Consider the following 13,647-nt stretch of genomic DNA (forward strand, 5'->3'; position numbering starts at 1 on the left):
TTACAAATAAATATAACTGTAAAATGTAACTTTAATGGTAATAAATCACATTAAAATAGTGGGGCCATCTATACTTTTTATCAAAATGGGAGTATATTTTATCCATTGAATTTGAATATAAAGAGGTAAAGAGTATTATGTTCACTCAATTTAAAAGACTTTTAATTGGTAAACCTAAAAGAAATCGCGATTTGAAAAATGAAAAAATCAGTAATTTCAAGGCTTTAGCAATACTTTCCTCGGATGCATTGTCATCAGTAGCCTATGGTCCGGAGCAAATTTTGATTACACTTGCAGTCGTTGGCGCTATGGCGTCATGGTACACGTTACCAATTGCATGTGCAGTATTAGTACTATTAGCAGCTTTAATCTTATCATACCGCCAAGTCATTTATGCCTATCCTAAGGGCGGCGGTGCTTATATGGTTTCTAAGACTAACTTAGGAGAAAAATGGGGACTAGTAGCTGGTGGTTCATTACTTGTTGATTATATTTTAACTGTAGCGGTAAGTATTGCTTCTGGTGCAGATGCGTTTGTAGCTGCATTTCCGTCACTGTATCATCACAAAGTATTGATTGCATGTTTACTAGTACTATTTATTTTAATAATGAATTTACGTGGATTGACAGAATCTGCTACAGTATTGTCTTATCCAGTCTATTTATTCATTATCGGGTTAATTATTATGATTGTTGTAGGAGTATGGAAAGTTGCAACTGGCCAAGCTGAACCACATATGCACGCAACAGTGGGAACAGCTGTGCCTGGTGTTACGCTATTCCTACTATTAAAAGCATTCTCATCTGGTGCTTCATCTTTAACAGGTGTCGAAGCTATATCTAATGCGGTGACTAATTTCAAAGATCCTGGTCCGAAAAATGCTGTTAAAACATTAGTTACAATGGGTGGCATCCTTGCATTTCTATTAGTAGGCATTGTAGGTTTGGCCTATTGGTACGGCGTAATGCCTGAGACTGAAACGACCGTATTGTCTCAATTAGCAATGAACATTCTAGGACACAATGCTGGTTATTATTTTGTTCAAGCAACAACAGTAATGATTTTAGTTTTAGCAGCGAATACCGGTTTTACCGCATTCCCAATGCTTGCTGCTAGCATGGCAAAAGATAAATATATGCCTCGTATGTTTAGTGTTCGAGGAGATCGCTTAGGTTATTCGAACTCTATCATTACTTTAGGTGTTGGGGCTATCTTGCTTATTATCATTTTTGATGGTAAAACTGAGAACTTAATTCCACTCTATGCTGTAGGTGTATTTATTCCGTTCACATTAGCTCAATATGGCATGGTGCTAAAATGGATTAGAGGCAGAGAAAAAGGGTGGTCTCGTAAATTGATTGCCAACGCGATAGGTGGAACAATTACATTTATCGTATTTATGATCTTCTTGATCACTAAATGTAGCCATGTATGGCCAATATTGATATTTTTACCTTTAATTGTGACTGTATTCCTACGTATCAAAGGTCATTATAAAGATATTGCTAAACAGTTGAAATCGACAGCGATGGTGCAAGATATGCCAATCGTTGATAAAAATTTAGCGATTGTTCCTGTAAGTACGATTACATCAGCCATTGATAAGTCAGTGTATTATGCTCAAATGATTGCTGATGATGTTATAGCAGTACATGTTTCCTTTGGTGATGAAGCGGATAAATGCTTTGCTGAAAAATGGCAACGTCATTATCCAGATGTGCGTTTAGTCATCTTACATTCTGAATATCGTAGTGTCATTAGACCAATTTCAAGATTTATTGATAAGATCAATAAAAAAGCGAATGATAAAAATTATGTCATTACAGTTGTTGTGCCTCAGTTTATTACAAAAAAATCTTGGCATAACTTCTTACACAATCAAACGAGTATTAGATTAAAAATGCACTTGTTCTATCAAAAGAATGTTATTTTGGCAACTGTACCATTTAAATTACACAAATAAACTTATAGAAAAGCCCATAGATAATGCAAGGTTACATTATCTATGGGCTTTAATTGATTTTAGTGAGCGTTGCTTACTTCATGTGCTAGAACGATTTCATTGTAATTGATGTTTTCTCGTAATTGGGTTGCAACTTCATTAGTTACTTTATTTCGTGAAATTAATTCATCTAAAATGGTGCGTTGGATGTATAATGCTTCCAATTTTACATCTTGTTGTTGCTGTGTAGTAAGTTCATATACTTCTTTGTTTTGATTTCTTTGTTGCTTTTTATTCTTATTGTGACGAATCGTACGAGATAGATTGTGATATTGGTTAATAATTAAACTCACTTCTAAGACATTTGAACTATTTTGTTCTTGACGCATTTTCATAATAATATTGTGATTAACAACACGCATTAATTGTTGCACTTTGTTAAAGCTATTTGTAAATTCTTCTCTTTGTGCCTTTTTATCGTCTTTTACTTTTTGACGTTCAGCTTTATATTCTTCACGCTTAGCTTTAATATCCATTTTATTTTGTTCAGATGTAGCATGATGTTCTTCTTTTAATAATGCACGGTTTTCTTTATGAATGCGATGTGCCTCTTTTCGTGATTCTTTACGAGCTTTAAATCGTAAGCCAATCAATTTAAAGAAACGACTTATTTTTCTTAGAATAGACATTTCACGATAAGATTGACTGAATTCCATAATATTGCGATAGTCTGTTAAATCCTTCTTAGTAATTCTTTCTTTTTCGATTAATCGTTCTAGTGTTCTTGTTTCTTCTTCTTCAGCTATTTCTTGAAGGCGACGTAATTCCTTCGTATTTTTATTGTCCGGTTCCATATTGATTAAGAATGATAACTCATTAAAATATTGATTTAATATTGGTCGATAATCCATACTTTTTTCTTCAGAGTTTTTCTTTTTAAAAGTATCAAGTACTTGTTGAACCATAAATATTTTAGCTGATTGATAGGACATACCTTTAAATTCTGAGACCTTTTCAGATGGTGTGATAAACGGTAGAACAACTTGGGCGAGAATTAAGCTAGTTAATACCATAAATGAAGCGATGAATAATAGATCATTACGATATATAAACTCTTGGTTACCATCCATCATATATGGAAGTGTTAATGCCATTGATAAAGAAATGGTACCGTGTATCCCACACATCGTCATAATAAAGGCATAGTGATTACGCTTCGGTGGTCCAGCATCTTCTTCATCATCTAAATAAGATTGAACGTTGTTTGGATAGTAAAAATCTTTAAATAATAAGTACACCCAAACAAATCTAAATACATAAATCGCTAGCGCAATTAATAGAGCGGTTGTAATTAAAAATACAATGTTTTGTGGTTCGTCATGAATAATTTCCATAACTACTTCGGGAACAATATATCCCAACACTACAAATACAAAGCCATTTAATGCATAACTTAGCGTATTCCATATTTGGTTATAGTTCATTTGTAATTCCGTTTGGGCACGAATTAAACGGTCGCGTTCTAAACCATGGATTAAACCAGCGACAACTACAGCTATAATTCCTGATGCGTGAAGCTCCTCGCCAATAAAATAAACGGCGAAAGGAGTAAGTAATTGAATGAATGTTAACGTATTACTATCTTTCATCCCTTTATTGGCAGTTAAATAAACTCTTAAAGTTACGACTAGTGCGCCAACAATGATACCAATTAACACACCTAAAATAGTTGAAATAATAAATTGGCCTATTGCATCAAACGCTGAAAAACTACCAGTTACAAGTGCAGTAACTGCAATTTTAAATGAAATGATACCTGCAGCGTCATTAAGTAACGATTCACCTTCAAGAATTGACATTGACCCTTTAGGTAATATCTTACCTTTAGTAATTGCGGAAACTGCGACTGCATCAGTAGGGCACAGAATTGCAGCAATTGCAAATGCGGCTGGCATTGGTAAATCAGCCCAAATCCAGTGAATAAAGAAACCTACACCAATAACGGTAGTAAATACAAGGGCCATTGCCATAAGAACAATGGGTTTATGATACTCAAGTAACTTTGTTCTGGAAATATGAGTACCTTCCACAAATAGCAGAGGGGCGATAACAGCCATCATAAAGACTTCCGATTCAAATTCAAAGTGCATTGGAATAGGTAGCACAAATAAGCAGACACCCAATGCGATTTGAATAAAAGCAGTAGGAATTTTAGGGAACCTATTATAAATAATAGAACTAATAATAACTGCGAATATAAATAATAAAAATGCTTCTAATAGCTCCATGAATAACTCCTTTATAAAATGAATACTAATAGTTTACCATGTGACATGATAAGCTACCAAAAATGGCAACCTATTTACCATATTTAAGTGTCTATAAACGGATATATGAATTAAAGTGGTTATCAATATAGAGTTGTTTGAAATGTTTAAAAGTGGGAGTAGTTGAATAAAGTTGTATTATAGTGAGAACAGAGTTAAAATCATAAAAATATAAAAACTGAGAAAAGCTTGATTTAAGCATCTTCTCAGTTTAATTTGCTTATATAAATTGAAAAATTTCGTTTATCAATTAATTAATGTGATGATTAATAATTAATTGAATTACGACCTTGACTACGAGTTCGTTCTGCTAAGTCTTCTGCATTAGACTTGTATTTTCTATAAAAGATGAACAAGAAGATAAACCAAATTGGTGAAATGAAAATGGCCGCTCTTGTATCTTCGCTAAAGAATAGTAGTACAAACACAAACGCGAAAAATGCGAGTACGACATATGCTGTCTTAAGTCCGCCAAAGAGTTTAAATTTATTCTTATGGTGTTCTTCTGGATTCTTTTTAACGAAAACAATATAAGAAATGATAATCATTGCCCATACTACTAAAAATAGAACAGTTGACAGTGTTGTAACATAAATAAATAATTTAATGGCATCTGGGAAAATAAAATTAAGCAATGCTGCTGCTAATAAGGTACCAGATGATACTAACATAGATAAGTAGGGAACACTGCTACCATTTGTTTTGCTTAAAACTTTAGGTCCTAAACCTTGTTTAGCAAGTCCGAATAAAATACGACTATTAGAATAAATACCACTGTTTGTTGCTGATGCTGCGGCAGTTAATACTACAAAGTTTACTAGTCCGGCAGCGAATGGTAAGCCGATTAAACTAAACATCGTTACGAATGGACTACTATTTGAGTCTATTTTATTCCAAGGAATAACCGACATGATGACTAATAAACCACCGACGTAAAATAATAAGATACGTATAGGCACGTTATTAATCGCTTTAGGAATTACATTTCTAGGGTCTTTCGTCTCACCAGCAGTTACCCCGATAAGTTCAATACCAATAAATGAATAAACGGCAATTTGGAATGCCATTAAGAATCCAAATGGTCCATTAGGGAAGATACCGCCGTGATTAGTTAAGTTACTAAACGATGCATGACCATAAGATGTTTTAAATGAGAAGAATATCATGACAAGTCCAACGATGATCATCGCAATAATAGTAACAATCTTGATAATTGAGAACCAAAATTCCAATTCACCGAATAATCTTGCACCTAACATGTTAAAAGAGATTAACATTAATACTATGAACAAGACGGTAATCCAATGTGGAACTTGTGGGAACCAAAAACTAAAATATTGTCCCATTGCTGTTAAATCTGACATACTTGAAGCAATCCAAGCGAGCCAATATGTCCAACCAATGACAAATCCGGCAAAGGGACCTATGTATTCGTTCGCAATATCTACAAATGAATTAAAGCGTGTATTACTTAATAACAATTCTCCAAGTGCTCGCATGAATGCAAACATGACCATACCAATAATCATGTATGTTAGTAAAAGGGAAGATCCTGTTAAAGCAATTGTTTGTCCTGAACCTAGGAATAATCCTGTACCAATTGCGCCCCCAATCGCAATTAATTGAATATGCCTGTTGTTTAGTTCTCTTTCCAACTGTCTAGCCATATACTTCCTCCTTAGAAAGCAATGATGCGATTTTTAATTTTTAGTTGTAAACGCTTTCTTTTTATGCAAAAAATTTTTTCTTTTAACAAAGTATAGCGTTTGTTCAATAGCTGTTAAATTTTAGATAAAAAGCGATTTTGATACTAATTGTTCACAAATTATGTAACTTTGCTAAAAGGTAATTTTATTATACTCTTTATTGTATAAAATATAAACAAATTTCTGAAAATTTAATAAACAGATTTATTTATTATTAATAATAAATATGACATAATGATTTCAATTCAAAACAAGTAAGAGGGAAGACATTAATGAAGATAGGTACAATTTCAGATTTACATATCGATCGACATCCTAAACTAGAGCCACAAGCATATCTTGATGCACTCGCCCATATTGTGGAACAAAGAAGTGTTGATTTATTATTAATTGCAGGAGATATGTCTAATCATTTTCAGCAAGGTTATCAATTTATTCAAGACTTAAAAGAAAAATGTCGTATACCAATCTTATTCGTGCCTGGTAATCATGACTATTGGACTTCAGAAGCATCACTCAGTTCAAAGCAAATTTATGAATTTTATGCTAGCAAGCCAGATTGTTTAATCGGAAAACCTTATATTATTAATAATAATTGGGCAATTGTTGGACATACAGCTTGGTATGATTATAGCTATGCGGATAGCAAATTTGATTTGGATCGAATTAAAAGAGGGAAATATTATGGTGCCACATGGCAAGATAAAGTGAAAATTGATTGGGATATTGATGATAGAGTGTTATCTAAAGAGGCGGCTAAACAAATACAAGAAGACTTAGAACAAGTGAAAGATAAACATGTTATTTTAATGACACACATTGTTACGCATCCTCAATTTATAGTACCTATGCCGCATCGCATTTTTGATTTCTTTAATGCTTATATTGGTACTAAGGACTTTGATGAATTTTATTCAACCTATTCCATTCGTTATAGCATTATGGGGCATGTGCATTTTCGCAAGATGATTAGTGAAAATGGCATCACATATATTTGTCCCTGCTTAGGGTATCAACGACAATGGAGAACGAGTGATATTAATCAAGAAATCAATAACGCTTTAGTAACATTTGATATTAGTGATGAATAAAATATATGTGAGATCGGGAAGTGTCTTAAATTATCTCGACCTCACTTAACAGTAACTATTAATCATTGGTGTTTACTTTAAGATAAATACATGTACGACCAGGAGCGTTAAAGCTACGTTCTAATTTCGACTTTGCAATTTTAATAATTTGAAAGCGATTAGGAACTATAGCAGGAAAGATAACAAATTTAAATAAATGACTCCATAAGGGATCTATATAGTAGTAATATTTATCATCATATCCAATTAATAGCGTAACATGAATGTTAGAAACGAGTGCTTTCTCATGATCATCAAATGTAAAGTGTTTTCGAAATGGTTTACGTCCTAAACTCGTGTGGTACATGATGACCGGTTGACCTGAATCGATTACGGTCTCTAACGATGTTAGGTCAGTACCTGTGCCATCAACAATACGTGAATCAATTGTTTGTAAATATGGAACATAAGCATCTGGAAAGATGGTTTGATGATGACCCAATTTGACAAGTAAGTGATGACCCACATAGCCTTTATAGGGATTATTAGGATGTTTGGGCCAATGTTTCATAATTTCAGTTGCTTTAATATTATGACTGTTATATTGAAGTAACATTGCTGCTGAAACACCTTCGCAGCCCATGACCATTGGAATTGGAAATAATTGGCTAATTGGTTTGATTGATAATATCGTTCTTTTCATCCTTATTCTCCTCAAAGACACTTTTATGATTTACATCACTTAATTTAAGTAAATTTATTATATACCTTAGTGGTCATCTCGTATATTAATATGGATTTTGACTTTATTGATATAGAATAAATGAAAAAGGGGACATTTGAATGGCAATACAATATAAATTGGAACAGTTAAATCATGTTCAACTCATCGGTGTCTTAAGAAAGTATGAGAGTGGCGATGAGATGCAAAAAGATATACCGTCATTTTGGCAAAAAGTAAATAATGATGGGGTTGTAGATGATTTAATTGAACTTAGTAATCAAACATTATCAGGATTGTTAGGCGTCATTTTACAGAAAGAAGATAATCATTTCGACTATTTCATTGGTGTACCTTGTGATAATTCGAATAATAATGATTCTCACTTTAATACACTCGAATTGTCAGCTCATAAGTATGTTGTTATAGATGCGAAAGGAAAAGTTCCCGAAGCGATTAAATCGATAATGCCTAAAATCTATCAAGAGTTATTACCTCAAGCTAAATTTAAGACGATTAGAGCACCTATGTTTGAACATTATTTACCAGGAAATACCCAAAGTAGTGATTATATTACGGAAATTTGGATTCCTATAGAGGATCAGACAAAAGATTTAGATAAAATAGGTATTACAAAACTATAAAATACTGTAATTAAAAGAACTGAGGAGGCGCTCTTTTAAGCGTTTCTCAGTTCTTGTTATACTTTCACAATTTATTTTCTAATTGCATGAACGATATAATTCATATTCTTTTTATGTTTACGCATTGTTTTAAACATTTTGATAAACATTTTGCGATTAGTTAATTTTAGAGCGTTTTTAATAATTTTTAACGTACCAAGGAGGCCTTCATCTCGAATCATGCCTATTGGAGTCATTAAAGATAGTGGACCTACTTTAGACTCAATATTTGAAAAACCAGCTTCTTGATAGAGTTGATACCAATCTTCAGGCGATAAAGGTGTAACTTTCATATTGATGGCGTTACTTAATTCATCAATGACCGTTGTTGCCTCTTGTCTATTAATAATTGCAATGTCATGTGTAAGTATAATGCCATTCGGCTTTAATACTCGATAATATTCATTTAGCACTTTTTCCTTAATCTGATAAGGCAACATTGTTAGCATCGCTTCATTTAAAATAATATCAAAACTCTTATCTTCAAAAGGTAATTTCATAGCATTGGCTTGCGTTAAATGAATAAGCTTATCTAAATTGTGTTTCGAAACATTTTGTTTACCTTTTTCTAAAGCGGTTTTATTTAAGTCTACGCCCTCAATGTGGCAATTATATTTTTGAGCTAATTCAATAGAAGTTGTACACATATTACAAGCTACTTCTAAAACACGTTTGCCACTGGTGAAGTGTCTTTTATTTATAAGCCAATTTGTTGCTAACACACCCCCTGGTCGTAAACGTTTCTTTCCTAATTGTGCTAAAAATGTATGGCCGGCTATTTTAGTTACCGTAGTCAACACTTCCTGTTCTAACTGAATTTGTTAAAGAGTACGTGATTTTCTAAATGTACATGTTCATGAGTTTCACGTTCTAAATTCTCTAGACGATGATATACTAACCTCCAAGTTTGGCAAGCTTCACTAGGAGGTTGATATTGGTTAGTTAATTCACGCATGTCTTCAAGTAATTGTCCTGTTTGAGTGTGGTCGTCAACTAAGCTTTGAATGATATCAGATGAATGATCTACTTGTTCACCATGAGAAAGTTTAATTAACGCTGGGAAATCATGTTCATCTTCTTGAGCCATATGCTCAAGCATACCATCTCGATATTGACGATATAAATCTTGTAACTGAATTAGAAATGGATGGTTCGGTCCATGAACTTTAGCAATTTTTGTAACATAAGGGGATAGATTCTTAAATTCTTCACGTATTGTTTCGTGATAGCGAGATTGTATATATTGAATTAATGACGGTGCATCAAGATATTTCACATTAATGTTTCCTTGATCATGGTTTGGAAGTTCATTAATTTCATCTATTAAAGTTTCTGCATCAACTTTTTTATTTTTAACTGCCTCATTTATAGATATATTGCCACCGCAACAAAAGTCGATGCCATATTTTCTGAAAATATCAGCACTTAGTGGGATATCAGTAACAATTTCTGCAACGATAGATTCATTTGTAATCATTAAAACTCCTCCTTTATTTACTTTCATTATAATCGTTAATAATAATTATCAATTAGAAAAAATATAGCTGTCACCTATTTGTTGGAAAGTTATTAAAATATTGTGAACGAGTAACTTTGATTTTAAATTAATGGCCTCATTTTAAAATGAAATGCAAAAAACTGAGAAAAGCTCGATATGAGCATCTTCTCAGTTTAGTCGACTACTGCATGATTTTATGTAGCATTTTAATCCTTTGTCTTAATCTTCTAGTTATATTGAATAAAAGATTTATTATGCTGGGTTACGATGATTTCTAAAATAAATCACTTGTAGTGTTATTAAAATGACTGCTGTTATCATAATAACGAAAATGTATGGGGTTGTGTCATATTGTCCTTTGAGTCCTACAATAGGAGAGATAATACCACCAAGTATAAATTGGAATAGTCCTAATAAACTAGACGCATTACCACTACCACCAGTACGTTCTTCCATTGCCATTGAAAAACCAAGTGGCCCAATAGACGTAACAGGACATACATTTAAGAAAAATGCGATAAGTAAAATCCATAAGGGACCATGAACTGCAAGTGTAATCACAATTAAAATGACACCTACAACTTGTATTAAGGTTAAATAAATCATAAGTTTGAAACGATTAATATAAGCTACAAGAAGTGCGACGATCTGACTCACGATAATTAAACCGACACCATTAACAGCGACCATGATACTGAATTGTTGAGGTGTCATATTATAAATTTTTTGCGTAATAAATGGAGAAGCGGATGAAAAACTAAATAACATTACATACGTTAACCCCTGTAGAAACATTGGAATAATGAATCGTGGTTTTTTCATTAGACTACCGAAATCTAATAAAATGTCTTTAAAGTTAAGTGATTTGTGTTCCGATTTATGTGTCTTTGGCATCATTGTAGCGACGCCTAATAGTACTAATAGACTTATAAATGTTAGGATAATGAATACAATTCTCCATGATCCAAGTGCTAATGATAGTCCACCGAGTAATGGCATGATGATAGTAACAATACCATTCACGACCATTAATGATGCTAGAAATTTTGCTAATAAATCGCCCTCGTATCTATCTCCAGCGAAAGCTTTGGCTATAACGATAATACCACCGGCTGTAAACCCTTGGGTAAAACGAATACATAAAAATAAAATTAGGTTAGTAGCGAATACGCCACTAAGTGTGGCTAAGAAAAATATACATAATATGATAAGACCTATTCTTTTACGACCATATGCATCAGATAATGGGCCAAATAGGAATTGGCCAAGTGCTAAACCTATCATTGCAAATGATAATGTAAGTTGTATTTCAGATGTCGATGACCTAAATTGATGTTGTACTTCAGGTAATGCGGGTAAATACATATCAATAATCATAGGTCCAAATGCAGTCATTACACCTAATACTATTAGAAGCAATAGGGGTAATTTTGTATGAGTTGAAGGTTGCATAATGTTTCTCCTTAAAAAGTTTGCAAACTACATTATAAAGGTTTTTTGTATATTTGTAATTTACAAAATAAAAAAGCGACACAGAATTCATTGTGTCGCCTAATATAGGTTGATTAACTTTCAAAAAGTTTTGAATATAAGCTTTCTCAATCAAGCCAATTATTGTGAATTTGTATCACTTGAATTTCCAAGAATACTATTTAATTTCTCTTTAATTTCATCAAATTTTGTATTTACATCGTTGAGTAAGTCATTAACTTTACTTTGGCTTTCGTTATTTTGTTGAGCATTATTAGCTTCTTTTAATTTATTGACTTGCTCTTGATAAAATTTAGTTAATTTAGAATCTTCACCAGTTTGTTCACTATTTTTTAAGTTATTAACATCCTCTTGAATTTGTTTAATTCTTGAGTCAGTATCTACTTTATCTTTAATGTCATTTTTAGCATCTTCTACTTGTTGTTTGATATTATCAGTTTGATTTTGTACTTCATTTTTATAATCTTTAGATACATTGTTGTCATTAGAAGCATTATTCGTTTGTTGGTTATCACTACTATTGTTATTAAGTATTGCTCTTGTGGCAAATACCGCTACGATAATCAACAATATTGCAATAATAGCAATTAGCCATTTTTTAGATTTCTTATTTTTTTCGTTCTCTTCTTCTAACTGTTGTTCGCGTCTAAAGTCACGATCGTTATAGTATCTATTACCATCTTCATCGTATTCATCATTACGTCGGCGATAATCCTCACGATAATCATAATCATCTTGATATCGATGGTCATCATTACGATATCTCGGATCATCATCTCGATAACGTGAATTGTTACGATTGTATGCTTCTTGACTTTCGCGTCGTTCATGACGCGCACGTCCATCCGCGCTTTGTCGGTTACGTTTGCGATATTGTTCATCATATTTGTAAGAATCTTTATATTTGTCTGTTCGTTTCAAGATAGTCACCTCATATTTTAAATAGTTAGTTTGAATAGTCTTGCAATATTTTCAGCAGTATGTGTCATGTTTCGTTTAGCGTTATTTAATAATGAAGGCAATGATTCTGGTTGCTCAATTAAACTAAATGCACTGTCAATGCCATGCTTATAAACATCTTGGTATCCTTCGGCAAGACTACCACAAATAGCTATAACAGGAACGTGATGTTCTTTTGCTGCTTTAGCTACTCCGATAGGTGTTTTACCAAAGACTGTTTGAGCATCCATCTTTCCTTCACCAGTTATGACAAGATCTGCATCCTGCACTCTTCTCGAAAAGTCAATTTCTTTTAATATAATATCAATACCGTTAGAAAGTGACGCATTGAAGAATGCGAGGATACCTGCACCTAATCCACCAGCAGCACCGGCACCTGGGATATCTTTGACACTTACATTTAGTTCTCGTTCTATCATATCATGATAGGTTGTAAGTGCGGAATCCAACTTTGGTATCATCTTAGCGTCAGCACCTTTTTGAGGACCATAGATTTCAGTTGCGCCATTAGCACCTAATAACGGGTTTGTCACATCACAAGCAACTTCAAATGTGACGTGCTTAAGTCTTTGATCTAAGTTTGAAAAGTCAATTTTTGCTAGCTCAGATAAGTAGCCGCCACCGAGTTTTAAAGGTTGATTTTTAGAATCAAGAAATTGAGCGCCTAATGCACATAACATGCCACTACCGCCATCATTGGTAGCACTTCCTCCAATGCCTAAAATGATCTTAGTAACATGATGATCAAGCGCATCTAATATTATTTCTCCAACACCGTAAGTAGATGTAATAAGTGGATTACGTTCTTCATCTGTCAATAAATCTAGTCCTGATGATGCAGCCATTTCAATGATAGCTACTTGATTATCCTGGGAAAGTGCATATGAAGCTTCAATGTTTCTATGCAATGGGTCATGAACTGGAATGGTGTACGTCTTAGCATTAAGCGCTTCCTTTAGAGCATCTGTTGTACCTTCACCACCATCTGCCATTGGGATAATGTCATAGTGAATATCTTCATGAAATATTTTCTTGAAACCATCTTGTATTGCTAAACCAGCTTCTTTAGCTGACATGCTCTCCTTAAATGAATCAGTGGCAATGACTATTTTTCTAAGATTCATCTTAGTAGACCTCCAATAGTTTATATATTTAAAATTAGTATAAAATAATATTTGAATGTATAATTAATAAAAAAAGAATATAATATAATTAGTTGAGCCAAAACGAGTGCTAATTTAATTAACT

Annotated in this window: 11 protein-coding genes; 3 read left to right on the plus strand and 8 right to left on the minus strand. The window is 33.1% G+C overall.

Annotated elements, in window-relative coordinates:
• Positions 1–137 precede the first annotated feature (137 nt).
• The gene (locus tag HMPREF2715_RS04300) at positions 138–1,964 is read left to right on the plus strand and encodes an APC family permease (protein ID WP_053025066.1); all 1,827 of its coding nucleotides are present in this window, start codon (positions 138–140) and stop codon (positions 1,962–1,964) included.
• Between the two features lie 59 nt (positions 1,965–2,023).
• Here HMPREF2715_RS04300 and HMPREF2715_RS04305 read toward each other — a convergent pair whose 3' ends face one another.
• Both HMPREF2715_RS04305 and HMPREF2715_RS04310 read right to left on the minus strand, forming a co-directional pair.
• Positions 2,024–4,231: a cation:proton antiporter domain-containing protein gene (locus HMPREF2715_RS04305; protein ID WP_070631805.1), complete on the minus strand. Its 2,208-nt coding sequence runs from the start codon at positions 4,229–4,231 to the stop codon at positions 2,024–2,026.
• A gap of 305 nt (positions 4,232–4,536) precedes the next feature.
• Complete coding sequence (locus HMPREF2715_RS04310; protein WP_070839508.1) at positions 4,537–5,937, minus strand: amino acid permease; 1,401 nt, start codon at positions 5,935–5,937, stop codon at positions 4,537–4,539.
• Positions 5,938–6,248: 311 nt separating this feature from the next.
• Here HMPREF2715_RS04310 and HMPREF2715_RS04315 point away from each other — a divergent pair, with 311 nt between their 5' ends.
• The gene (locus HMPREF2715_RS04315; RefSeq protein WP_053025064.1) at positions 6,249–7,067 is read left to right on the plus strand and encodes a metallophosphoesterase; all 819 of its coding nucleotides are present in this window, start codon (positions 6,249–6,251) and stop codon (positions 7,065–7,067) included.
• 58 nt (positions 7,068–7,125) lie between these two features.
• Here HMPREF2715_RS04315 and HMPREF2715_RS04320 read toward each other — a convergent pair whose 3' ends face one another.
• Positions 7,126–7,749, minus strand: a complete 624-nt coding sequence (locus HMPREF2715_RS04320) for a C39 family peptidase (protein ID WP_070581944.1) — start codon at positions 7,747–7,749, stop codon at positions 7,126–7,128.
• Positions 7,750–7,889: 140 nt separating this feature from the next.
• Between HMPREF2715_RS04320 and HMPREF2715_RS04325 the strand changes: the two genes are divergently transcribed.
• Positions 7,890–8,411 carry a GyrI-like domain-containing protein gene (locus HMPREF2715_RS04325; protein WP_053025062.1) on the plus strand — a complete coding sequence of 174 codons (522 nt, stop codon included), beginning with the start codon at positions 7,890–7,892 and terminating at the stop codon, positions 8,409–8,411.
• A 71-nt stretch (positions 8,412–8,482) separates the two neighbouring features.
• Here HMPREF2715_RS04325 and HMPREF2715_RS04330 read toward each other — a convergent pair whose 3' ends face one another.
• The 5 genes from HMPREF2715_RS04330 to HMPREF2715_RS04350 all read right to left on the minus strand — a co-directional run bounded on the left by HMPREF2715_RS04330 (position 8,483) and on the right by HMPREF2715_RS04350 (position 13,523).
• A complete protein-coding gene (locus HMPREF2715_RS04330) occupies positions 8,483–9,247 on the minus strand; it encodes a class I SAM-dependent methyltransferase (RefSeq protein ID WP_053025061.1) in 765 nt (254 codons plus the stop codon).
• 11 nt (positions 9,248–9,258) lie between these two features.
• Entirely contained in the window at positions 9,259–9,927 is a 669-nt protein-coding gene (gene scdA / locus HMPREF2715_RS04335; protein ID WP_053025060.1) for an iron-sulfur cluster repair di-iron protein ScdA, read from the minus strand.
• A gap of 273 nt (positions 9,928–10,200) precedes the next feature.
• Positions 10,201–11,400 (minus strand): putative multidrug effflux MFS transporter TcaB, encoded by a 1,200-nt coding sequence (locus HMPREF2715_RS04340; RefSeq protein WP_053025059.1) that lies wholly within the window; start codon positions 11,398–11,400, stop codon positions 10,201–10,203.
• 159 nt (positions 11,401–11,559) lie between these two features.
• Positions 11,560–12,360 carry a hypothetical protein gene (locus tag HMPREF2715_RS04345; RefSeq protein WP_070581946.1) on the minus strand — a complete coding sequence of 267 codons (801 nt, stop codon included), beginning with the start codon at positions 12,358–12,360 and terminating at the stop codon, positions 11,560–11,562.
• A gap of 17 nt (positions 12,361–12,377) precedes the next feature.
• Positions 12,378–13,523, minus strand: coding sequence for a glycerate kinase (locus HMPREF2715_RS04350; RefSeq protein ID WP_070581948.1), 1,146 nt, complete (start codon positions 13,521–13,523; stop codon positions 12,378–12,380).
• Between the last annotated feature and the right edge of the window lie 124 nt (positions 13,524–13,647).

It is taken from the genome of Staphylococcus sp. HMSC062A01 (assembly GCF_001836805.1).
Lineage (GTDB): Bacteria > Bacillota > Bacilli > Staphylococcales > Staphylococcaceae > Staphylococcus > Staphylococcus haemolyticus.

Bases quoted from the DNA above. Each gene is read 5' to 3' on its own strand.
- HMPREF2715_RS04300 (WP_053025066.1), top strand. From the start codon at position 138: ATGTTCACTCAATTTAAAAGACTTTTAATTGGTAAACCTAAAAGAAAT.
- HMPREF2715_RS04305 (WP_070631805.1), bottom strand. From the start codon at position 4,231: ATGGAGCTATTAGAAGCATTTTTATTATTTATATTCGCAGTTATTATT.
- HMPREF2715_RS04310 (WP_070839508.1), bottom strand. From the start codon at position 5,937: ATGGCTAGACAGTTGGAAAGAGAACTAAACAACAGGCATATTCAATTA.
- HMPREF2715_RS04315 (WP_053025064.1), top strand. From the start codon at position 6,249: ATGAAGATAGGTACAATTTCAGATTTACATATCGATCGACATCCTAAA.
- HMPREF2715_RS04320 (WP_070581944.1), bottom strand. From the start codon at position 7,749: ATGAAAAGAACGATATTATCAATCAAACCAATTAGCCAATTATTTCCA.
- HMPREF2715_RS04325 (WP_053025062.1), top strand. From the start codon at position 7,890: ATGGCAATACAATATAAATTGGAACAGTTAAATCATGTTCAACTCATC.
- scdA (WP_053025060.1), bottom strand. From the start codon at position 9,927: ATGATTACAAATGAATCTATCGTTGCAGAAATTGTTACTGATATCCCA.
- HMPREF2715_RS04340 (WP_053025059.1), bottom strand. From the start codon at position 11,400: ATGCAACCTTCAACTCATACAAAATTACCCCTATTGCTTCTAATAGTA.
- HMPREF2715_RS04350 (WP_070581948.1), bottom strand. From the start codon at position 13,523: ATGAATCTTAGAAAAATAGTCATTGCCACTGATTCATTTAAGGAGAGC.